The following is a 19610-nucleotide window of genomic DNA, read 5'->3' as shown; positions in this document are numbered from 1 at the left end:
CTGCAAAACCGTTGTGCTCGGTTCAAGGTTGTCACCGTTGGTGAAGAAACGGACCGGGCACGATGTGCCCGGCCGTGGTGCAGCGGATCAGGAATCCGCGGGTTCGACCAGCATACGTCCGGCCATTTCCATGTGAAGCGCGTGGCAGAACCAGTTGCAGTAGTACCAGTACACCCCGGGGGAGCCGGCGGTGAACGTGATGGAGGAGGTCTGCTGCGGGTTCACCTCCATGACAACGCCATGGTCCACAACACAGAAACCATGACTGAGGTCTTCCACCTTATCAATGTTTGTGACGGTCACAGTGACTTCGTCCCCTGACTTGACCCGGAATTCAGTGAGGCCATAGCGCGGTGCGGAAGAGGTCATGTAGACGCGTACCTGGTTGCCATCCCGGATGACCTTGTTGTCCGACTCCAGAGTGATGCCGTCCTCGTTCGCGCGTTTCACGGTTTCGGCGAAGAAGGGGTCATCCCGATCCCAGACCTGCTTGGTGGTGATCATGTCCCTGGGGACGATCACCGTGTCGTGGGGCTCGGCGAAGGTTGGCGTGTCGTGGACGAGCTTCATTTCCTCACCAGAGATGTCGATCATCTGGTCGTTTTCCGGATGCAGCGGCCCCACCGGCAGGAAACGGTCCTTGGAGAACTTGTTCAGTGAGAACAGCCACTGGCCATCGGCATCCTTGGATTCTGCCAGGGTCGCGTGGTTATGGCCCGGCTGGTAATGAACATCCAGCTTCTGAACGATGTAGTTCACGTCTTCGCCGTTGTAGTTGCGGACCGCCTTTTCCATGTTCCATTTGACGATCTGGCTATCAATGAACAGCGTCGTATAGGCGTTACCGCGACCATCGTAGGTCGTGTGCAGCGGGCCAAGACCCAGTTCCGGCTCCGCGGCGATCACATCGCGTTCGTTCTCGAGGTTGCCGGCGAAAAGATCGTCCAGTCTGCTGATCTCGATCATGCTCGCGGTGGGCGAGAGCTTGCCTGCGGCGATGAAGTATTTGCCGTCAGTGGAGGTATTACAGCCGTGCGGGTTCTTGGGTACGGGCACATAGCGCGTGACCTCGGAGCCATGCCGACCGTCCACAACGGGTACGTCGGAGTCGCCGATGGTTGTGTAGTTGCCATCCTTCACGGCCTGCTCAATACGCTCGATGTTGAACACCACTACCCAGTCACGTTCGGAGCGCATCTTCTCGTTGAGATTTACACCCTTTTCCGAGTTGTAGCAGGTGGCGGCGGCGTATTTGCCGGTGTAGTCCGCGTCCATGTTGTCGAGATTGCCGTCGACCATGACCTGCCAGGCGACTTCCATAGTCTCGCCATCCACGGCAGTCCAGAGGCACCAGTAGTTGTCAGGGTTGTCCAGATCCCGCCCATCGTTGGGCTGCGGAATGTGGAATTCGCCATTGGCGAACACGTAACCGGTCTTTGGCGCTTTCTGCAGGCGCAGGCCGTGAACGGACTGGATGTTGGGGATGGTGACCATGGCATCGGTCTTGAATACATCCAACCGGACACGCGCGACCCGGGAGTTCGCCTTGTCGTTGATGTAGAGATAGCGGCCATCGTGGCTGCCGTCTGTGTAGCTCAGGTGCGGGTGGTGGGCATCGCCGTTCATGAACCGGTTGCTGTCGCCCATGATCCGCTTGGATTCGTTGGTCATCCCCCAGCCGGTAGCGCTGCAGTAGTTGAAGACCGGAATCCGCATGATTTCCCGCATGGATGGGACGCCGTAGATGCGTACCTCACCTGACTGGCCTCCGCTCCAGAAGCCGTAATAGTCGTCCAGTTCACCCAGGGGGACGTGGGTGCTCTTGGCGCCCTCCGCAGCCCGGGCTTCGCCGGAGCTTCCCATCATCAAAGCGGTGCCGGTGCCACCGGTCACACCGAGCGCGCCGACTGTGGCCGTGGCGCCCAGGAATGAGCGTCGGCCCGGATTGGCGACTTCCTCGTTCGCCTCATTATGGGGATGGTCCTTGTCATGTCTTGTCATGGTTTTGTCTCCCTTGCCTCTCTCTGGTTGTAGGGTACCTAGCTGGTTACTTCGACAGCGGGTATTCGGTTGTTTTTGCTGTCATCGGCGTCCGTGCGTGCCATTTTCTCGCGCTTCTTACGCTTCTGGATCATGGGAGGGCACTTCTGGTCGTTCCAGTAGGTGACCTGACAGTCCAGGCAGTAATGGCATTCGTTGGGGTTGATCCGGCCGTCCGGGTGGATGGCCCCGATCTCGCATTCGTTGGCGCAGATCTGACAGGGAGACCCGCACTCCTTGTGCCTCTTGAGCCAGTCAAAGAGCCGGATGCGGGCCGGGATGGCGAGACCGGCGCCCAGCGGGCAGACATAGCGGCAGTAGAACTTGTGGTTGAAGATGCCGATGACCAGCAGCAGGGCGGCGTAGAGCACATAGCCCCACTCGCGCTGCCAGTGCAGGGTGACGGCGGTCTTGAAGGGCTCGACTTCCGAGTATTGTTCCGCAGCGCCGAGTGACTGCAGTGAGATGCCGAACAGCACCAGCAGGATCAGGTACTTCAGGGCCCAGAGCCGCTCGTGGACGGCGAACGGGACATCAAACTGCGGTATCTTGAGCTTGCGTGCAGCCAGGTTGATGAGCTCCTGCATGGCGCCGAAGGGGCAGAGCCAGCCGCAGAACACGCCCCGGCCCCAGAACAGCAGGGTGGCGGCCACGAAGCTCCACATGATGAACATCATCGGGTCCATCAGGAAGGTGGTCCAGCTGAAGTCCGTGAACACGGCGTTGGTGAAGGTGAAGATGTTCACGACCGAGAGCTGGGCGAGGGCGTACCACCCGATGAACACCACGGTGTAGATCAGGAAGCCGATGCGCAGTGGATGCAGCAGCCGTGGGCGTTTGGCGAGCCAGTCCTGGAACAGCAGGATGAACACCAGTACCCCCAGTCCGGTCCCGAGAACCGCGATCTGCACCTGCCGGTCCTGCCAGACCGAGACCCAGAGCGGCTGATCACTTTCCTCGCTGAGTGCTTTCCGGTCGGGGATGTTGAACCATGCTTCCACCGGCTCGTAGTCAAGCGTGAAGTTGACAAAGGTGGAGTCCAGGGCCCCGTACTGGCGACGGACCCGGAGCTGAAGTTCCCAGGGGGCTGCCGGATCGAAGCGGTTCTGCTGGCGGACAATGAAGATGTCCTTTTCGGAGATGGTGGGCATGTCCTCCAGAACGAAGTCCGGGGCCCGGACGAGATCGCTGTCACGGAACTGGATGGACGTATCCCGCTGGTTGATCTGGATGCGATCGAAGATACCACCCCGGACAAAGCCGGTGCCTTTGAATGAGTAGCGGCCATCGGCCATGAGCATGATGGCGTGCTCTCCGTCATCCAGGCGCTCCATGAGCTTCTGGTAGTGCTCCTTGCCCAGCAGGTTGCGGCCCGTGTTAGGGGTGTTCAGGTAGGTTGCATAGAGGTTGATGAAGGTGTCATCCCGTGCCTCCTCAGGGGCTCTGTCCACATCCGCCGCTTCCGTTCCCTCAAAGGCGTCGTCCACTTCGCCGCGTGTCAGGTGCAGTCTGCTGATGGCTCCCTGTTCGCGGAGCTCTTCCCAGCCGGCTTCACTGTACGTGTTGGGTTTGACCGTGGCCGGTTCCCGCAGATCCACGGCGTCCTCTTCAATCAGGCCGTGTGTGACAGCGGCCATGCGTGCGGCGCGCATGATGGTATCGCCCATGACCACCACGGTGACGGTAGCCCCGGATACCGCATCCACGTAATCGTAGCCTTCGCGCTTGCGGGAGGAGATGCCCACGCGCATGCGGTCATGGATGGATTTCCCGATGTACTGGTTAAAGAACTGATCCATTTTCTTTTCCGGGATCCCCGTCAGCACGATCGGCTCTTCATGCTCGAGAAGTTGACCGCCAACAATCTCGCCGCTGCCGTTCAGTGCGATGCGCATATTGACGGGCTTCCCGGAGTAGGCTGGTATGGGAGCATAATCAACCGTTTCGAAAACAAGCCCGACAAGCTTGTCTCCACTGAAGGCGCCCATGGCGGGCTGTTTCCCGGGCATTTCCTCAATGCGTTCAGCATCGGGAAAATGGTTCCGTGCCTCCTTCGATCCTGTTTCGGCGGGCACCGACAGAACAGTGGCAGAAAGGATCAATGCCAGAAGAAAGCAGAGAGGGTGCCGGAACTTCATGGGCAGCGAACTCCGGTTGGTGGTGTGCTGGACTCTGCCAACAGTGACATCGAATACTTTCCGCATCATTGATATACAGCAAGAAATGATTCATTTGCTATGAACTAATATGGGCCTGAGACAGTGAAAACGCAAAATCTGGAGTGGACGTGATGAATGACGCATCGGGTGTGGCCCGGATCCTCGGGCAGGAAAGCATTGTGGGTGCCCGTAAACTGGTGGCGGAGTACTGCTTTCGACTGGAAGGCATCCTGACCAACATAAGGGTCTGGATTTATGAAGGCGTGAATGGTGACTGGGTGGAAGCGGACCAGAACTATTACCTCCAGGCACCGGGCATGAAGGAGCCAGCGGTGCCTGAGAACGCCCGGTATGGAAGCGTGGACGAGGCGCTCAGGGAGATCGTGGCCTGTTTCCTGGAAGGCTATGAGCAGGCCGTCCAGCAGGGGTACGAGCCGGACAGCGACTGGTTGATGCCCGGCTACTGAGCCTGTGGTTCAGCAGTGACGCCCAGCGCTTTCAGACGGGCCAGAAGCCAGTCATCGACGAGGCTGATGGTTTCCATGCTGATCTCGTGACCCAGCGGCAGTCTGTGCCACTCCACAGGCAGCCCGAGGGAGAGCAGCTGGTCGCGGTTGCTCTCAGCTTCGTGAACCGGGATCAACGGATCTTCTTCGCCGTGGATCATCAGGATGGGTGTGGCCGCATTGGCTGGATGGATCCGCTGCGCCAGGGTATCCGGCTGGAGCAGCTCCCCGGAAAGCACGACAATGCCCGCCAGAGCCTGTGGAAACTGCAGTGCGGCCTCCAGGGCCAGGGCGCCCCCCTGCGAGAAACCGCCAACCACAGTCAGCTCTGCCGACCGGCCGGCTTCCAGTTCGTTCTCCAGCAGACCCGTGATCAGGCTGACACTTTCCGAAAGGCTCTCAGGGTCGGGATCCGGGCCATCGGCTGCCGCCACATCGTACCAGGCTCTTCCAAGTCGGCCCTCCAGTGCCTGAAGCCGTCGCATCGGGGCGTTCGGCGCAAGGTAGCGCAGACCCAGTTCCCGGGCTTGCTCCAGGTGCCTGAACAGCGGTGTCAGATCCTCGGAGTCGGCACCCTGACCATGGAGCCATAGGCTTGTGGCCTGAATCTCCCGCCGGGAGTGGATCTCCAGTATGTTGTCTATCCCGCCCATGGATGGCTCCCCTCCGGATAAGAATGCCCGACGAGATTACCTGCACCGGGGATGAATGTTAAGGATGGGTTGAGAAAAAAGCCGGCCCGGGTGGGCCGGCGACTCCCGAGAGAGGCATGGGAGAAACTCAGAATTCCGTGGTGATGCTGGCCCAGAGTATGCGGCCGGGCTCATTGATCGGTTCGCTGCCTGCGCCAAGATCGGCGGACCCCTTCTGGATGTGTTCCGCATACTCCTGGTCAAAGACGTTGTCGATACCAGCGCTCAGGCGCGTCTCCCTGAACAGCTGCATGCCGCCATGGAGGGAAACAGTGGCGAACCCCGGCGTTTCCCGGGTGTCCAGGCTGTAGATGGTGCCGCTGCCCTCGTCCACACGGTCCTGGCGGGCGACCCCGCGCCACTGCACACCGGCGGAGTAACCCGCCTGCTCGTAGTCGAGTCCGAGCGTGCCCTCGAGGGGCGGAGTCTGTGCCAGCGGTTCATTGCCGGTGTCATTGGTGCTGCGGGTCCAGGCCAGGCTGGAGGTCAGGCTGAGTTCCGGGGTCAGGGTGACTGTGACATCCGCCTCCAGGCCACGGGTGACGGCATCCACATTGCGAGCACTGTCACCCCCACCGGTAATCAGGATGTAGTCGTCATACCAGCCGTGGAAGAGGGCAACTGTACCCTGGATGCGCGGGTGGTCAATGGTGATGCCGGCATCCACCTGGGTCAGCGTCTCACTGCCAATGCCGAAATCCCGCTCCCGCTCCCAGAAATCAGGGGCGCGTTCTGAGCGGCCCAGGCCGGTATACAGGTTCAGTGGCAGATCATGAAGCGCGACCTCGTAACGGCCGAAACCGCTCCATTGGGTGCGGTGGTCGGACTGGCCCCGCACGGCCTCACCAAAGCCCGTCTCCAATGCCTCCGCCTCGTGGTAGTCACCCCGCAGGCCCAGAGTCAGCCAGGAGGCATCGCCGATGCGTTGCTCCATGTCTGCAAAGATGCCGGTATCCGAGAACTCGGCTGTTTCCGGTGTCGGGGCACTCCGGAAGCGGGCGCCGCCCAGTGGGCTGCCCATGGTCATGAGGGAGCCGCTGTCCGCGTGCTCATTGGTGGCATAATCCAATCCCGCATGGATATCCATTCCGGGCAGCGGGGCCATGTCAGCGGCAAGGCGTCCGCCCAGGGTGGTGCGTTTGACGATGCGTGTCATAGCCATGTTCCCCGGATCCCTGAGCCGGAAGTTGTCCATGACATGATCCACGTTGTTGTAGTAGGCGGTGGCTTCTACGCGGGGCAGCCAGGAGGCCAGATTCTCATGGGAGCCTGAGAGACGGTAACCGGTCCGGTCAAAGTCGGTGCCATCCATGCTCCGGTCATCGTAAGCGGCTTCGGCGTTACTGCGGTCATAGCTGAACTCGACCTCTGTATCGCTGCCCGGGGTCCAGCCGGCGATGGCGCTGGTGCTCCAGCGTTCGTGCTGGGAGTGGACGGTTTCGCCGCCGCCGTCTTCATAGTCATCCTGCGAGGAGAGGGTGCCGATGAAGCGGGCGTAGCCGTCAGCGTCGCCGGTGGTGATGTCCGTGGCCATGTCATTGCGGGCATGGCTGCCAGCAGTGAAGCTGGCAAAACCACGCGTGGTGGTCTGAGAGAAGTCCGGGGCGTCACGCTCGAACCGCACACTGCCGGCAGTAGCGGGGCCGTGGCGGACACTCTGGGGTCCTTTGGTGATCTCGATCCGGTCATAGGACTGGGGGAAGATGTAGGCGGTTGGCGGGTCCATGCGGCTGGGGCAGCCGCCGGGGATGGCGCCGCCGCTGGCGGAGATGTTGAGCCGGGAGCCACCCAGCCCCCGGAGGACGGGCTCGCCACTGGTTCCGCCCTTGCGGCTGACGTTGAAGCCGGTCACCGATTCCAGGTACGCACCACCATCCTGCGCCGGCAGGGAAGCGTGGGGTTGTTTCGGGTCCGAGGTCACCTCGTAGGGGGTGTCCATCCTGGAGGTGGTCACCACGACCGGCTCCAGAGCCATGGTCTGGGCCAGCACTGGTGCGGTGCAGGCTTGGAAAGTGGCGATCAGAACGGGTGTGGTGCGCCGCCAGCGGGGCTTATGTATCATCCGGAACTCCCTGGTGTTATGGGTCCGGGAAGCGGTGCAGGATCCAGGCCAGGTTTGTAGGGCACGACGATGCGCCTGCGAGCCGCTCCACCCGTGGGTTTTCAGTCCGAGGGATGGGAGTTCAGGTGCAATCCGGTGGCGGTAGCTGTGTGAAATCCCCTGCTGGTTGTGTGATTTCACACAGTCGTTGATATTGCTTAAGTCCACGGCCGCGGGAGCTGTGTAGGATGTGGTGGACGGATTGGCTGACTGCGTTCCTTCTGGGCGTGGTCAGCAGTACACACTGTATCGGGATGTGCGGCGGTATCGTGGGCGCCCTGACCTACAGTCTGGCACCCGGCATCCGGGCAAGGCGGTGGCTGTTCGTGGTGTTCAGCCTGCATTACCACCTGGGCCGGATCAGCAGCTACATGCTGGCCGGTGTCCTGGTTGCGGGCGGCGCAGAACTGTTCCAGGGGCTGGCCGGTGGTGGCAGCGCTCTGGTCATGCGCACTGTTGGGGCGGTGTTTCTGGTGGCCCTGGGGCTCCACATTGGCGGCTGGTTTTCCCGGTTTGCGTGGATCGAGTCCATGGGGCGCCCGCTTTGGCGGTGGCTGGAGCCTTTGGGGCGCCGGTTGCTGCCGGTGCGATCACTGCCCCAGGCGTTCGGCTTCGGGCTGGTGTGGGGGTGGCTGCCCTGTGGCCTGGTCTATTCGGCGCTGGTCTACAGCCTGAGCACCGGTTCCGCCTGGCAGGGCGCGGGGATCATGCTGTTCTTTGGACTGGGAACAGTACCGACGCTGCTGCTGGTAGGCATCATGGCCGACCGGGTGAGGCCTGTGATGGCCAGTCCGCTTTTCCGGCAGGTGGCGGGCGCTTTGATCATTGCGCTGGCCCTGGTGCCGCTCGCTCTGGCCCCGGGGCAGTGATCGCCGTAAGCAGGGGAGAATGGATCTTAATGGGGATGGACAGGAGCCGTGAGCATGTTCAGTAATGAGGCCTTCACGCGGCTCGGTGGTGACTCGCCGTCTCTGCAGGCGGTGCTGCGCTCGGCGGCACTGGTTGCGGCCACCGATGCAACGGCGCTGGTGACCGGAGAGAGTGGTACCGGTAAGGAGCTGCTTGCACGGGGTATGCACGAGGCGAGCAGGCGCCACGCAGGGCCCTGGGTGCCGGTGAACTGTGCCGCGTTGCCGTCAGAGCTGGTAGAGGCGGAGCTGTTCGGTTACTGGAAGGGAGCTTTCACCGGTGCGGACCGGAATGCTCCGGGATTTGTCCACCAGGCGCAGAACGGCACCCTGTTTCTGGATGAGATAGCCGAGCTTACTCTCGCAGGGCAGGCCAAACTTCTGCGTTTTCTGGAGGAGGGCGAATGCCAGCGCCTTGGCTCTGGCAGAGCTGAGACCCTCGATGTACGGGTTATTGCGGCGACGCATCAGGACCTTTCCGCCCTGGTGGCGCAGGGGCGGTTCCGTTCGGATCTGTTCTACCGGCTCAATGTGATTCCGCTGACACTGCCTCCCCTAAGAGAGCGCGACGGGGACGTCGGGCTGCTGCTTGACCGTTTTCGGAGGGAGCTTGCACAGACACATGGGGTCGATACGCCGGCCTTTGCGCAGAGTGCGCGTACCCGACTCACCCGGTACGCCTGGCCAGGCAATGTGCGTGAGCTGAGGAACCTGGTTGAACGCTGTGTGGTTCTGATGCCAGGGCGTACGCTTGAATCCCGCGACCTTCCCGTTGAATGGTTTGCGGACAGCTGTGTGTCAGAGCCACACTTGGGTGTGTATCTGCCGCCCGAGGGCGTTAGACTGGAGGATGTGGAAGCGGATCTCATCCGGCAGGCGCTCAGCCGTTCCGGCGGTAACCGGACCAGGGCCGCGGCGCTGGTCGGCGTAACCCGTGACACATTGCTTTACCGGCTGAGAAAGCATGGCCTGATTCCCGGCTCGGATTGAGCCGGGTCAATGTGTTTGCCGGCTGAGCCCTGTAAGGTGTAAAACAATGACAGCTGTTTTTGCACGATGACAACGAAGGAGTTCCCATGAAGACAATCATCAAACCGATCGCGTTTCTTGGCGCTGTTCTCGCCATGGGCGCGGCCAGTACCGGTATGGCCCAGGAGCGTTCCGGTGAAGAGATCTACAACAACTACTGCAGCACCTGTCACCAGATCGGTGCCGCCGGTGCTCCCAAGCTGGACGCGACCGAAGAGTGGCAGAGCCGTGTGGATGAGCGTGGCCGGGAAGGCCTGTATGAGAACTCCATCAACGGTTTCAAGGGCATGCCGCCCAAGGGCACCTGCGGTGACTGCTCCGAGGCCGAGATGAAGGTCGCGGTTGACTATATGCTCGACGAAGCCCTCAAATGAGGGCATTGCGGGTATCACGCGTGGACGTGGTGCCCGTATCCTTCTTACACTGTGAGGCTGCTTGACGAGAGAGAGCCTCACAATGCCCGACCGTTATATCCGCCAGATCCTGGACGCGCGCGTTTACGACGTTGCGATCGAATCGCCCGTAACCCATGCGCGCAACCTGACCCGCCGCTTTGGCAACAATATCTTCTTCAAGCGTGAGGATCTGCAGCCGGTCTTCTCCTTCAAGCTGCGTGGGGCCTACAACAAGATCAGCCAGCTCTCGGATGCCCAGAAGGCATGCGGTGTGATCGCCGCTTCAGCGGGTAACCATGCTCAGGGTGTGGCGCTGGCGGCCACCCAGCTGGGTATCCATGCAACCATCGTCATGCCGCGGACCACGCCGGAGATCAAGGTGAACTCCGTGCGCAATCATGGCGCTGAAGTGGTGCTGATCGGCGACGCCTTCGATGAGGCCGCTGCCTACGCTCAGGAACAGATCGAGAAGCATGGTTATACCTACATCCACCCCTATGACGACCCGGCGACCATCGCCGGCCAGGGCACGGTGGCCATGGAGCTGCTCTGGCAGTTCACCAAGCCGATCCACGCGGTCTTCATTCCGGTCGGTGGCGGGGGGCTGATCGCGGGCATGGCAGCCTACATCAAGTACCTGCGCCCGGAGACACGGGTGATCGGAGTGGAGCCCGAGGATTCCGCCTGCCTTTCCGAGGCCCTGAAGGCGGGTCGGCGCGTGACGCTGCCCCAGGTCGGGATCTTTGCCGATGGTGTGGCGGTAAAACAGATCGGCCGCCACACCTGGGATGTGTGCAAGGATCACGTGGACGAGGTGGTTACTGTCACGACCGACGAGATCTGCGCCGCGATCAAGGACGTGTTTGAGGACACCCGCTCCATACAGGAGCCGGCAGGGGCGCTCTCGGTAGCGGGACTCAAGAAATACGTTCAGCGCCAGGGGCTGGAGGATGAGAACCTGATCGGTGTTCTCAGTGGCGCCAATATGAACTTTGACCGGCTGCGCTATGTTTCGGAGCGTACTGAGGTGGGCGAGCAGCGTGAGGCCATCCTGGCGGTGACCATTCCGGAGGAGCCGGGCAGCTTCAGCAGGTTCATCCAGGCCCTGCGCAAGCGCAATATCACCGAGTTCAACTACCGCTACTCCTCGGCGGACGAAGCCCACATCTTTGTGGGGGTACAGATCCAGGCAGGCGGTCTTGGCCGGAACGAGGTGGTGACCGAGCTCGGGGATCTGGGCTATCCGGTGCTGGACCTGACGGACAACGACCTGGCGAAGCAGCACATCCGGCACATGGTCGGCGGACACGCGCCTTCGGTCACCAATGAAAAGGTCTTCCAGTTCACCTTCCCGGAACGCCCGGGGGCGCTGATCACCTTCCTGATGTCACTGGGCAGCCGCTGGAACATTTCCATGTTCCATTACCGTAATCACGGGGCCGCCTACAGCCGCATCCTGATGGGAGCGCAGGTTGAGGATGAGGAGCTGGGTGATTTCCGGGCCATGCTGGATGAAATCGGGTTTGAATATGAGGAGATCGGCGATGATCCAGCCTATCGTCTCTTTCTCGGGCAGTAGATTGCACAATCTTACAAAGTCATAATAATGTGGAAACCTTTATGAATTGTAAAAAAGGGTTTTACTGCTAGACTCTTTGCCACTGTCCGAAGAAACAGGCGCAGATGCCTGTTTACCGGGTATTGTTGATAATCCAATAAGAAAAAAGAACAGCTGGCAGGAGACAACCGACGATGAACCGCCGACCCGACGTTATCCGCGTTCTGGTAGTGGTGTTTGCTACTGGGCTCTTGGTCAGTGGCCTGACCTCGCTCGCCGTATCCGATGAACCCAGACTGACCTCCGGCGCCATCCAGGAGGCGACGCTGACCGATCAGGGTGCCACAGGGCGCGCCATCAACTGAGTTGAGTGCGCCGGTCGCCCACCGGGTAGTACCCCTGATCCGTCACAATGGCATCCATGGGGATATCCCAGCTGGCGGTCGGCATTGCATCGACCCGCTGGCCTTCGTGGGCCAACCCGATTAGCGTCGGCCTGTGCCGGTTGGGTTGATTCAGGAACGCAAAGGTCCGGTCATAGAAACCACCCCCCATTCCCAGCCTGTCCCCTTGTGCCGTAAAGCCCACCAGAGGCATCAGAACCACATCCAGTGCCCAGGCCGGCCGTGACGCAGTCCGGCTCAGGCTGGGTTCCGGTATCCCGAAGCGGTTGCGGCGCATGGGCGTATTGCGGTCCAGGTGCAGGAACCAGAGGCGGTTGCCCAGTACCGGGTGGAGAACCGGCAGGTAGCAGCGTTTGTTCATGCGTTCCACTGCTGCCTGCAGTGGGCGCGGGTCAATCTCGCCGTCATTGGGCCAGTAGAGGGCAATGCTGCGGGCATCCCGGAGCTCACGGCTGGCCAGGAGGTTGCGGCAGAGCCTGCGCGATGCGCGTTTCTGCTGTTGCGGGGTGAGTGCCCGTCGTCTTGCGCGCAGTTCCCTGCGGAGCTGTTTTCGGGTTGCTTGATGGCGCGTCATGGCATTCTGGCAGGGCAGGTAATGAAACCCTCCGGGCTGCCGGACCGGATCGTGCCCTTGAACCCAGTAGTTCAAGGCGGGAGCCCCTTGATAGTGAATCAGGCTTTCCTCTGCTATGGAGGACTTGCTCACATCACCAGGGAGCGGCTCCCTTTGGTCGTGCGCATCGGCTCGAGGACAACATCCAGTGAAGTCGTACAGCCCAGAGAGTTCGTGTGATTATAGGCTGACAGGCGGGGGGGAATGCAATGGCATTGTGCCGGTATTCAGGCGCCGGTGTCCGCCTGGGGCTGCTCCAGTGCCTCGCGCACCCGCTCGTCGAGTTCTCGCAGTGTGCGCTCGGCGGATTCGGGCATGCTGCCACTGTTCTGCAGCAGTTCATGGGTGATGTTGAGTGCGGCCATGACCGCGATCCTCTCGGTGCCGAAGACGCGGCCACTGGCGCGGATCTCGCGCATCTTCTCATCCAGGTAGCGGGCGGAGCGTTCCAGCTCGCCGCGGGCATCGCCGGGGCTGGCGACAAGGTATTCCTTGTCGAGGATGTTGACCGCGACTGTTTCCTTATCCGTGTGTTCCGCCATCAGTGATGCTCCAGTGAGCGCAGCCGTGAGATCATCGCCTCGATCCGGTGGCGTGCCATGTCATTCTTCTGCATGAGCTGGACGCGTTCCTGCTGCCAGTCCTCCTGGGCCTGGCGCAGCCGCGCGTTTTCGGCTTCCAGCTGGCGATTGCGCTCGATCAGCCGCTCGATTCGGGCGGCCAGTGCCTCGAGTTCCGCTTGGTCCATGGTACGCCTCTCCGGGGAATCGCCTCTGGAAAATCACTATAGTGGGCTCCCCGGGAGCGGTCAATTTGCGGTACGACAGGCAGCCCGGAAATGCTAGTGTAGGGCCCTGCAGACACCGAACCGGGAACCAGGAGCATCAGGCCCCCTATGAGCGGGATTGACGAGAACGATACACAGCGACTCCAGCAGATTGTCTACGATTTTGACCTGTGGTCCGACGTCCACGGACGCCACGGCGCCATCAATCACCCCAGTGAACTGCACGGCCTGCTGGCCGGTGAGCTGGCTGCCGGTGAGCGCCTTTCCAGCGAACGCTGGGAGAACCTGGTGCTGGAGCATCTGGGATGTGACCGGCTGAAGGAAGAGGAGGAAGATGAGCAGGTGTCCCCGCGCGCCCTCCTGCATGCGTTCTACGCGGCGACCCTGGCTTCCCTGCAGTCCGAGGACATGGACTTCCGGCTGCTGCTGCCGCCTGAGCAGGCCCCGCTCAATCAGCGTCTGGAGGCGCTTTCCAACTGGGTCCGGGGGTTCCTTGAAGGCATGGCCCGGGCCGCTGGCGACGGGCTCAGCCGGGCACCGGACGATATCCGTGAGCTGATCCGGGATTTCGTGGCCATCAGCCAGGTGGAAAACGAAGCGGACGACTCGGAAGAAGACGGTGACCGCGACATTGAGGAGGTCTCCGAGTACATCCGGGTGGGTGTTCTCAATGTCTTCGCCGAGTTCAACCATCCCCAGCCGGACCAACAGACACTGCACTGACCGGGAGTGCCAATGACCGCCGCAAGCAAGCAGACCCAGACCGCCATTGACCGCGACGAGCATGCCAGCCGCCGGCGCCGCCTGATGGAGCAGATGGCGCCGGAAAGTATCGCCATTGTCTCCGCGGCCCCGGAACGGACCCGCAGCCGGGATACCGAATACCCTTACCGTCAGGACAGCGACTTCCTCTACCTCACCGGCTTCGAGGAACCGCACGCGGTTCTGGTGCTGGTTCCCGGCCGGGAACACGGCGAGACGGTCCTGTTCTGCCGGGAGCGCGACCCCGACCGGGAGCTCTGGGATGGGTTCATGGTGGGTCCGGATGGCGCGGTGGCTGATTATGGCGTGGATGACGCCTTTCCCGTCAGCGACATCGACGACATCCTGCCGGGGCTGATCGAGGGGCGCTCGCGGGTCTATTACTCCATCGGCCGGGATTCGGCCTTCGACAGCCGGGTCATGGAATGGGTCAACAGCATCCGTGCCCGGGTACGCAGCGGAGCCAAGCCCCCGGGTGAGTTCGTGGCCCTGGAGCACACCCTGCACGACATGCGCCTCTACAAGAGTGCGGCGGAACTGCGGGTCATGGAGCAGGCCGGGCGGATCAGCGCCGATGCGCACTGCCAGGCCATGCGCCGCGCCCGTCCCGGACTGCGCGAATACCAGCTGGAGGCGGAGCTGCTCTACCGCTTCCTGGATCAGGGTGCCAGTGCGCCTGCCTATCCGACCATTGTCGCGAGCGGCTCCCATGGCTGCGTGCTCCACTATACCGAGAATCAGGGCATGCTGGCGGACGGCGACCTGGTGCTGATCGACGCCGGCTGCGAGTACAACGGCTACGCCGCGGACATCACCCGTACCTTCCCGGCCAATGGCCGTTTCACGGAGGAACAGAAAGCGGTTTACGAGATCGTCCTGGCGGCGCAGAAGGCGGCGATTGAGAAGGTTAAGCCCGAGAATCACTGGAACCAGCCCCATGAGGCGGCTGTCGAGGTCCTGAGCCAGGGGCTTCTGGATCTGGGCATACTGACGGGCAGTCTTGAGGAGGTTGTGGAGCAGGGCCATTACCGCGACTTCTTCATGCACCGGACCGGTCACTGGTTGGGCATGGACGTGCACGACGTGGGGGATTACCGCATTGGCGGCGCCTGGCGGGTGCTCGAGCCGGGAATGGTGATGACGATCGAGCCCGGGCTTTACATCCCGCCGGGTAAGACGGGCGTGGAGGCGCGCTGGCAGGGCATTGCCGTGCGCATCGAGGACGACGTGGTCGTAACCCGTTCCGGTTACCGCAATCTGACACCGGACGTGCCCAAGGAGATCGCGGACATTGAGGCGCTGATGGCCGATGAGTGATCCGGCTTCCTCTATTCGCCACTGTGATGTGCTCATTGTTGGCGGCGGCATGGCGGGTGCCTCTCTGGCGCTTGGCCTGGCCCGGCAGGCGCCGTCGCTGGATGTTGCCGTGGTGGAATCCTCGCCGCTGGATCCATCAGTGGACCCGCAGACGCAGTTCCAGCCCAGCTATGATGCCCGCGCCACGGCGCTGGCCTATGGCTCCCGTCTGATCTACGAGGATCTCGGCGTCTGGCCCGAACTTGCCCGCGCCGCCACGCCTATTGAACACATCCATGTTTCCAGCCGGGGCCGCCCGGGGACCACCCGCATGCACGCGTCGGAGCACGGCACGGACGCGCTGGGGTATGTGGTGGATAACGCCTGGCTGGGTCTCAATCTGGTCTCTGCCCTTCAGGAAACCGCCACCCACTGGCTCTGCCCGGCGCGGGTGGTCACGGCGGAGACCGGCAGTGAGGGCGCGCGGGTTCTGGTGGAACAGGACGGTGAGCAGCTGTGGTGGCAGGCGCGTCTCCTGGTGGTGGCTGATGGGGGCCGCTCCGGCCTGCGCGAACAGCTGGGGTTCAGTGCCCGCCGGCAGGATTATGGCCAGCACGCCCTGGTCGCCACCGTCACCACCGGTGAGCCCCATCGGAACCAGGCCTATGAACGCTTTGCCGATGGGGCAGCCGTGGCGTTGCTGCCCCACAGGGGCAGCCATGACTACGCGCTGGTCTGGACCATGGACAGTGCCGAGATTGAGCGCCGCATGGCCCTCGAAACCGATGCTTTCCTGGCGGAGCTCCAGCAGCGTTTCGGATGGCGGCAGGGCCGCTTCGAGCATGTGGGTCAGCGCCACAGTTACCCGCTGGCGCTGGAGCAGGTTGCCAGCCCGGTACGCCCGGGGGTGGTGCTGGTGGGCAATGCGGCCCATTCCCTGCATCCGGTGGCGGGCCAGGGCTTCAACCTGGCCCTGCGCGGGCTGATGCGGCTCAGCAGCCGCCTGGCTGAAGCCGCCGGTGAACCGGCCACCCTGGGACAGCCGGAAACACTGGCCTCCTATGTAGCGACCCATCAGCAGGATGTGGACGCCATTGTCGGTTTCTCCGACAGCCTGGTGCGGGTGTTCTCGGAAAAGGGCGGTTTCCCCGGCCGGCTCCGGGACCTGGGGCTGGCGGCTCTGGACGCAGCGCCCGGTCCGCGGCACTGGCTGGCGCAGCGCAACATGGGACTGAACACAAGACGGAGCTCCCTCGGCCATGACTGATACCCCGCTCACGGAACGCACCACTGTTGCCATTGTGGGAGGCGGCCTTGTTGGCGGCGCCCTGGCGCTGCTGCTGGCCCGTCAGGGGCTGGAGGTCACCGTAGTGGAGCCCCAGTCCCGGGAGACCCAGCTGCACGAGCTGGAGCCGGCCACCAGCGTTGATGGGTTCGAGCCCCGGGTCAGTGCCCTTACCGAGGGCACGCGGCAGCTGCTCGAGGACCTTGGTATCTGGTCGGAGATTGAAGCCCGGCGCTGCTGCCCCTATCGCGAAATGTGTGTCTGGGATGCCGAGGGTACCGGCAGCATCCACTTCGACGCTGCTGAACTCCAGCTTTCCCGGCTGGGGAGCATTGTGGAGAACCGGGTAGTGCTGGGCGCGCTGGCCCGGGCCATGGTGGCGGAACCCAACCTGACCTGGCTGGACGGGGAATACGTCCGTCACTGGCGCCCGACAGGCGCTGGCTCGGCGGTGATGCTCAGCGATGGCCGCTGGCTCGAGGCGCGGCTGGTGGTCGGTGCGGATGGTGCCAATTCCCGCATACGCCAGTGGGCCGGTCTGGCCACCCGGGAGTGGGATTACGACCAGCAGGCGATCGTGTGTACCGCGCGCACGGAATACGGCCACCAGCGCACCGCCTGGCAGCGGTTCATGACCACGGGGCCGGTGGCCTACCTGCCCCTGGCCAACGAGGAAAGCAGTGACCGGTTCGTCTCCATCGTCTGGTCCCAGGATGTGGGGGAGTCAGCGCGCTTGATGAACCTGGACGAGGGCGCCTTCGCCGGCGAGCTGGGCGCGGCACTGGAGTGGACCCTGGGGGCGGTGGAGGCCGTGTCCACACGCCATGCCCTGCCGTTGCGCCAGCGTCATGCCCGGGAGTATACGCGGCCGGGCGTGGTTCTGGTCGGGGATGCCGCACACACCATCCACCCGTTGGCCGGGCAGGGGGTCAACCTGGGATTTGCGGACGCGGCTGTCCTGGCGGACGAAATCCGGCTGGCCATGGAGCGTGGTCTGGAGCCTTCGCACTCCAGTGCCCTGCAGCGTTACCAGCGCCGGCGCAAGGTGGAGAATCTGTCGCTCATGGCTGCCATGGAGGGCTTCAAGCAGCTCTTCGCCCGGGATGAGCTGCCCCTGCGCTGGCTGCGCAACACCGGCATGCGCTGGCTGGACGGCCAGACCGGCATCAAGAACCGGCTTGCGGCCGAGGCCATGGGCAGCCGTCATCCATTGCCGCGGTTCTCGCCGCCCCTGCCGGCTGAAGCGGAGTGATCAGGGGGTGGTGCTGAAGCTCCGGAACTGTTCCATCACACTGTCCGCCAGGTGATCCTTGTCGAGTACACCCACCACTTCCTCGGCCAGGCCGGTTTCCGCCGCGCCGGCGTAGACCAGTGCATAGTCCACGCCCTGCTGGGTCAGCTGCTGCACCACCTGGCTGAGCAGATCCCTGGCCCCCACCTGAACGAACCGCCGGTGGCCCAGCCTCGCCAGCGGCCAGTCTTCATGGTGTTCATGTTCGGCTGCGAGCAGGCCTTCAAATGAGAGAATGCCGCTGACCTCATCATACTCGTCGGTCAGCAACAGGTACTGGACTTCGGCCTCACGCCCCAGACGTTCGAAGGCATTGCTGACGGTGGTGGCCTCGGGGAGGGTGGCGATCCCCTCTTCGGTAAACTCCTCCGCGCGACGCATGAGGAAAAGGTTGCGGTGGCGTTCACTTGAAAAATGTTTGCCGCGGCGTGTCAGCTTGATGCTGTAGATCGTTTCATCAATCAGCGCACGGCGGATGCCGATCGCCACGGCAACAGCAATGATGAGCGGGATGATGATCGTGTAGGCGCGTGTCATCTCGAACACCATCACAATGGCTGTCAGTGCCGCGCCCGTAACACCACCGACAACACTGGCCATGCCAACCACGGCATAGTTCATGGGATTGATGTTCGCGGTTGGCCAGATCAGGGAGAGTGCGATGCCAAACGCAGCCCCCAGTGTGGCACCGAGGAAGAGTGCTGGTGAAAAGATACCACCGGATGACCCCGAGCCCAGGCTGAGGGTCGTCGCCAGCAGTTTGGCCCCGAACAGCAGCACAAGCAGCTGAAACGCCAGCAGGTTCCCATGGAGTATTTCGCTGATGGTGGCGTAATTGGCACCGGCGATATGGTAATGGCCATAGGTGTACTGGAAGCCGAAGAGCATGAGGCCAACAAAAAGCATGCCGGTGGCGTGGCGCAGGTACTGGTTGCTGGTTAATCGTTCAAAGGTGACTTCCGTGAACGACAGGAGGCGAATGAAGAGCCAGGCCGTAACACCGCAGGCGACACCGAGAACGCTCATGGCTGCAATGTTGTAGAAGTCCAGAGCGCCCGCGCTGACGGCTTCTGGAGCGGGGATTACGAATGCCGGTGTCATCCCCAGCGTGGTGCGCCCGATGTAGCTGGCGGTGGCGGTCGACAGCACCACGGGCATGAAGGTCCGGACGCTGAGCTCGGGCAGCATCAGCTCAACCGCGAACATGACACCGCCCAGTGGCGTATTGAAGGTGGCCGCAATCCCCCCTCCCGCGCCGGCAGCAATCAGGGTGATGCGCTGCCAGGTGCTGAGATGGACCAGGCGGGCAATGCTTGAGGCGAGTGACGCCCCGATCTGGATAATGGGCCCTTCCTTGCCCACTGACGCACCGCTTCCGATGGATAATGCGGAGGCCAGCGACTTGGCGGCGGCAACAACAGGGCGGATCAGCCCCTCCCGGAAGTAAACCGCATCAATGACTTCGGGAACGCCGCTGCCTCGCGCTTCGGGTGCGAAAGTACGGGTCAGCCAGACCACGCCCAGGCCGCCAATCACGGGGACCAGGATTACAAAAGGGCCCCAGATGCTGGGTTCCAGAAGGCTCTCTCCCCCCAGAGTCAGGCTCAGGCGCCCATAAAAGAACAGGTTGTGGAAAAAGCTGATCAGGTAATAGAAGAGAACCGCGCCCAGGCCCGTGACAATGCCCACGATAATGGCGATCAGAGAAAAAACGAGCGCGGGTGCCTCGCGCTCGTCATTCGGTTCCCGGTTCAGGGGCGTATCAGTGTTCATGGGCAGGTTGC

At 62.4% G+C, this 19610-nt stretch carries 18 protein-coding genes and 1 other RNA gene; 10 read left to right on the top strand and 9 right to left on the bottom strand.

The features are described from left to right. Window positions 1-87: 87 nt before the first annotated feature. Window positions 88-2001 carry a TAT-dependent nitrous-oxide reductase gene (gene nosZ / locus CK501_RS00230; RefSeq protein ID WP_095615723.1) on the bottom strand — a complete coding sequence of 638 codons (1914 nt, stop codon included), beginning with the start codon at window positions 1999-2001 and terminating at the stop codon, window positions 88-90. A gap of 38 nt (window positions 2002-2039) precedes the next feature. Further along, window positions 2040-4178, bottom strand: a complete 2139-nt coding sequence (gene nosR / locus CK501_RS00225; RefSeq protein ID WP_198949330.1) for a transcriptional regulator NosR — start codon at window positions 4176-4178, stop codon at window positions 2040-2042. A 152-nt stretch (window positions 4179-4330) separates the two neighbouring features. On the opposite strand from nosR, the gene CK501_RS00220 reads away from it, so the two are divergent. Further along, window positions 4331-4666: a hypothetical protein gene (locus tag CK501_RS00220; protein WP_095615722.1), complete on the top strand. Its 336-nt coding sequence runs from the start codon at window positions 4331-4333 to the stop codon at window positions 4664-4666. Here the strand turns inward: CK501_RS00220 and CK501_RS00215 are convergent. Next, a complete protein-coding gene (locus CK501_RS00215; RefSeq protein WP_095615721.1) occupies window positions 4660-5358 on the bottom strand; it encodes an alpha/beta hydrolase in 699 nt (232 codons plus the stop codon). The two genes, CK501_RS00220 and CK501_RS00215, sit on opposite strands and share 7 nt — an antisense overlap. 127 nt (window positions 5359-5485) lie before the next feature. Continuing rightward, complete coding sequence (locus tag CK501_RS00210; protein WP_198949329.1) at window positions 5486-7459, bottom strand: TonB-dependent copper receptor; 1974 nt, start codon at window positions 7457-7459, stop codon at window positions 5486-5488. Between the two features lie 227 nt (window positions 7460-7686). On the opposite strand from CK501_RS00210, the gene CK501_RS00205 reads away from it, so the two are divergent. The 5 genes from CK501_RS00205 to CK501_RS16845 all read left to right on the top strand — a co-directional run bounded on the left by CK501_RS00205 (window position 7687) and on the right by CK501_RS16845 (window position 11753). After that, window positions 7687-8367, top strand: a complete 681-nt coding sequence (locus tag CK501_RS00205; protein ID WP_095615720.1) for a sulfite exporter TauE/SafE family protein — start codon at window positions 7687-7689, stop codon at window positions 8365-8367. A 54-nt stretch (window positions 8368-8421) separates the two neighbouring features. Next, complete coding sequence (locus CK501_RS00200) at window positions 8422-9396, top strand: sigma-54 interaction domain-containing protein (RefSeq protein WP_095615719.1); 975 nt, start codon at window positions 8422-8424, stop codon at window positions 9394-9396. An 86-nt stretch (window positions 9397-9482) separates the two neighbouring features. Next, entirely contained in the window at window positions 9483-9809 is a 327-nt protein-coding gene (locus tag CK501_RS00195) for a c-type cytochrome (protein WP_095615718.1), read from the top strand. A gap of 82 nt (window positions 9810-9891) precedes the next feature. Beyond that, complete coding sequence (gene ilvA, locus CK501_RS00190; RefSeq protein ID WP_095615717.1) at window positions 9892-11409, top strand: threonine ammonia-lyase, biosynthetic; 1518 nt, start codon at window positions 9892-9894, stop codon at window positions 11407-11409. 173 nt (window positions 11410-11582) lie between these two features. After that, window positions 11583-11753 (top strand): hypothetical protein, encoded by a 171-nt coding sequence (locus CK501_RS16845; protein WP_198949328.1) that lies wholly within the window; start codon window positions 11583-11585, stop codon window positions 11751-11753. Here CK501_RS16845 and CK501_RS00185 read toward each other — a convergent pair. The 4 genes from CK501_RS00185 to CK501_RS00170 form a co-directional block, all read right to left on the bottom strand. Continuing rightward, window positions 11746-12366 carry a 5-formyltetrahydrofolate cyclo-ligase gene (locus tag CK501_RS00185; protein WP_095615716.1) on the bottom strand — a complete coding sequence of 207 codons (621 nt, stop codon included), beginning with the start codon at window positions 12364-12366 and terminating at the stop codon, window positions 11746-11748. The genes CK501_RS16845 and CK501_RS00185 overlap by 8 nt on opposite strands. Window positions 12367-12390: 24 nt before the next feature. Further along, a non-coding RNA gene (ssrS, locus tag CK501_RS00180) (6S RNA) lies at window positions 12391-12578 on the bottom strand. A 54-nt stretch (window positions 12579-12632) separates the two neighbouring features. Further along, window positions 12633-12947 (bottom strand): cell division protein ZapA, encoded by a 315-nt coding sequence (locus CK501_RS00175; RefSeq protein WP_095615715.1) that lies wholly within the window; start codon window positions 12945-12947, stop codon window positions 12633-12635. Continuing rightward, window positions 12947-13153, bottom strand: a complete 207-nt coding sequence (locus CK501_RS00170) for a TIGR02449 family protein (protein WP_077529508.1) — start codon at window positions 13151-13153, stop codon at window positions 12947-12949. Before CK501_RS00170 ends, CK501_RS00175 begins: the two co-directional genes overlap by 1 nt. 147 nt (window positions 13154-13300) lie before the next feature. Between CK501_RS00170 and CK501_RS00165 the strand changes: the two genes are divergently transcribed. From CK501_RS00165 to CK501_RS00150, 4 genes are read left to right on the top strand one after another with little or no spacing between them, the layout of a single operon-like run. After that, window positions 13301-13915: a UPF0149 family protein gene (locus tag CK501_RS00165; RefSeq protein ID WP_095615714.1), complete on the top strand. Its 615-nt coding sequence runs from the start codon at window positions 13301-13303 to the stop codon at window positions 13913-13915. 12 nt (window positions 13916-13927) lie between these two features. Next, a complete protein-coding gene (gene pepP / locus CK501_RS00160) occupies window positions 13928-15271 on the top strand; it encodes a Xaa-Pro aminopeptidase (RefSeq protein WP_095615713.1) in 1344 nt (447 codons plus the stop codon). Then, the gene (gene ubiH / locus CK501_RS00155; RefSeq protein WP_095615712.1) at window positions 15264-16517 is read left to right on the top strand and encodes a 2-octaprenyl-6-methoxyphenyl hydroxylase; all 1254 of its coding nucleotides are present in this window, start codon (window positions 15264-15266) and stop codon (window positions 16515-16517) included. Before pepP ends, ubiH begins: the two co-directional genes overlap by 8 nt. Continuing rightward, window positions 16510-17787 (top strand): UbiH/UbiF/VisC/COQ6 family ubiquinone biosynthesis hydroxylase, encoded by a 1278-nt coding sequence (locus CK501_RS00150; protein WP_095615711.1) that lies wholly within the window; start codon window positions 16510-16512, stop codon window positions 17785-17787. Before ubiH ends, CK501_RS00150 begins: the two co-directional genes overlap by 8 nt. Here CK501_RS00150 and CK501_RS00145 read toward each other — a convergent pair whose 3' ends face one another. Continuing rightward, on the bottom strand, window positions 17788-19599 hold the full coding sequence (locus CK501_RS00145) for a chloride channel protein (protein WP_095615710.1): 1812 nt from the start codon (window positions 19597-19599) through the stop codon (window positions 17788-17790). Window positions 19600-19610 lie beyond the last annotated feature (11 nt).

Origin of the sequence: Halovibrio salipaludis (assembly GCF_002286965.1) — a bacterium.
In the GTDB taxonomy this organism is placed as follows: Bacteria; Pseudomonadota; Gammaproteobacteria; order Pseudomonadales; family Oleiphilaceae; genus Halospina; species Halospina salipaludis.
Note: the sequence above shows the minus strand (reverse complement) of the source record. Positions and strands in the feature narration are given on the sequence as shown.

Excerpts from the sequence above, each read along its gene's own strand:
- nosZ (WP_095615723.1), bottom strand. The coding sequence starts at position 2,001 with ATGACAAGACATGACAAGGACCATCCCCATAATGAGGCGAACGAGGAA.
- nosR (WP_198949330.1), bottom strand. The coding sequence starts at position 4,178 with ATGAAGTTCCGGCACCCTCTCTGCTTTCTTCTGGCATTGATCCTTTCT.
- CK501_RS00220 (WP_095615722.1), top strand. The coding sequence starts at position 4,331 with ATGAATGACGCATCGGGTGTGGCCCGGATCCTCGGGCAGGAAAGCATT.
- CK501_RS00215 (WP_095615721.1), bottom strand. The coding sequence starts at position 5,358 with ATGGGCGGGATAGACAACATACTGGAGATCCACTCCCGGCGGGAGATT.
- CK501_RS00210 (WP_198949329.1), bottom strand. The coding sequence starts at position 7,459 with ATGATACATAAGCCCCGCTGGCGGCGCACCACACCCGTTCTGATCGCC.
- CK501_RS00205 (WP_095615720.1), top strand. The coding sequence starts at position 7,687 with ATGTGGTGGACGGATTGGCTGACTGCGTTCCTTCTGGGCGTGGTCAGC.
- CK501_RS00200 (WP_095615719.1), top strand. The coding sequence starts at position 8,422 with ATGTTCAGTAATGAGGCCTTCACGCGGCTCGGTGGTGACTCGCCGTCT.
- CK501_RS00195 (WP_095615718.1), top strand. The coding sequence starts at position 9,483 with ATGAAGACAATCATCAAACCGATCGCGTTTCTTGGCGCTGTTCTCGCC.
- ilvA (WP_095615717.1), top strand. The coding sequence starts at position 9,892 with ATGCCCGACCGTTATATCCGCCAGATCCTGGACGCGCGCGTTTACGAC.
- CK501_RS16845 (WP_198949328.1), top strand. The coding sequence starts at position 11,583 with ATGAACCGCCGACCCGACGTTATCCGCGTTCTGGTAGTGGTGTTTGCT.
- CK501_RS00185 (WP_095615716.1), bottom strand. The coding sequence starts at position 12,366 with ATGACGCGCCATCAAGCAACCCGAAAACAGCTCCGCAGGGAACTGCGC.
- CK501_RS00175 (WP_095615715.1), bottom strand. The coding sequence starts at position 12,947 with ATGGCGGAACACACGGATAAGGAAACAGTCGCGGTCAACATCCTCGAC.
- CK501_RS00170 (WP_077529508.1), bottom strand. The coding sequence starts at position 13,153 with ATGGACCAAGCGGAACTCGAGGCACTGGCCGCCCGAATCGAGCGGCTG.
- CK501_RS00165 (WP_095615714.1), top strand. The coding sequence starts at position 13,301 with ATGAGCGGGATTGACGAGAACGATACACAGCGACTCCAGCAGATTGTC.
- pepP (WP_095615713.1), top strand. The coding sequence starts at position 13,928 with ATGACCGCCGCAAGCAAGCAGACCCAGACCGCCATTGACCGCGACGAG.
- ubiH (WP_095615712.1), top strand. The coding sequence starts at position 15,264 with ATGAGTGATCCGGCTTCCTCTATTCGCCACTGTGATGTGCTCATTGTT.
- CK501_RS00150 (WP_095615711.1), top strand. The coding sequence starts at position 16,510 with ATGACTGATACCCCGCTCACGGAACGCACCACTGTTGCCATTGTGGGA.
- CK501_RS00145 (WP_095615710.1), bottom strand. The coding sequence starts at position 19,599 with ATGAACACTGATACGCCCCTGAACCGGGAACCGAATGACGAGCGCGAG.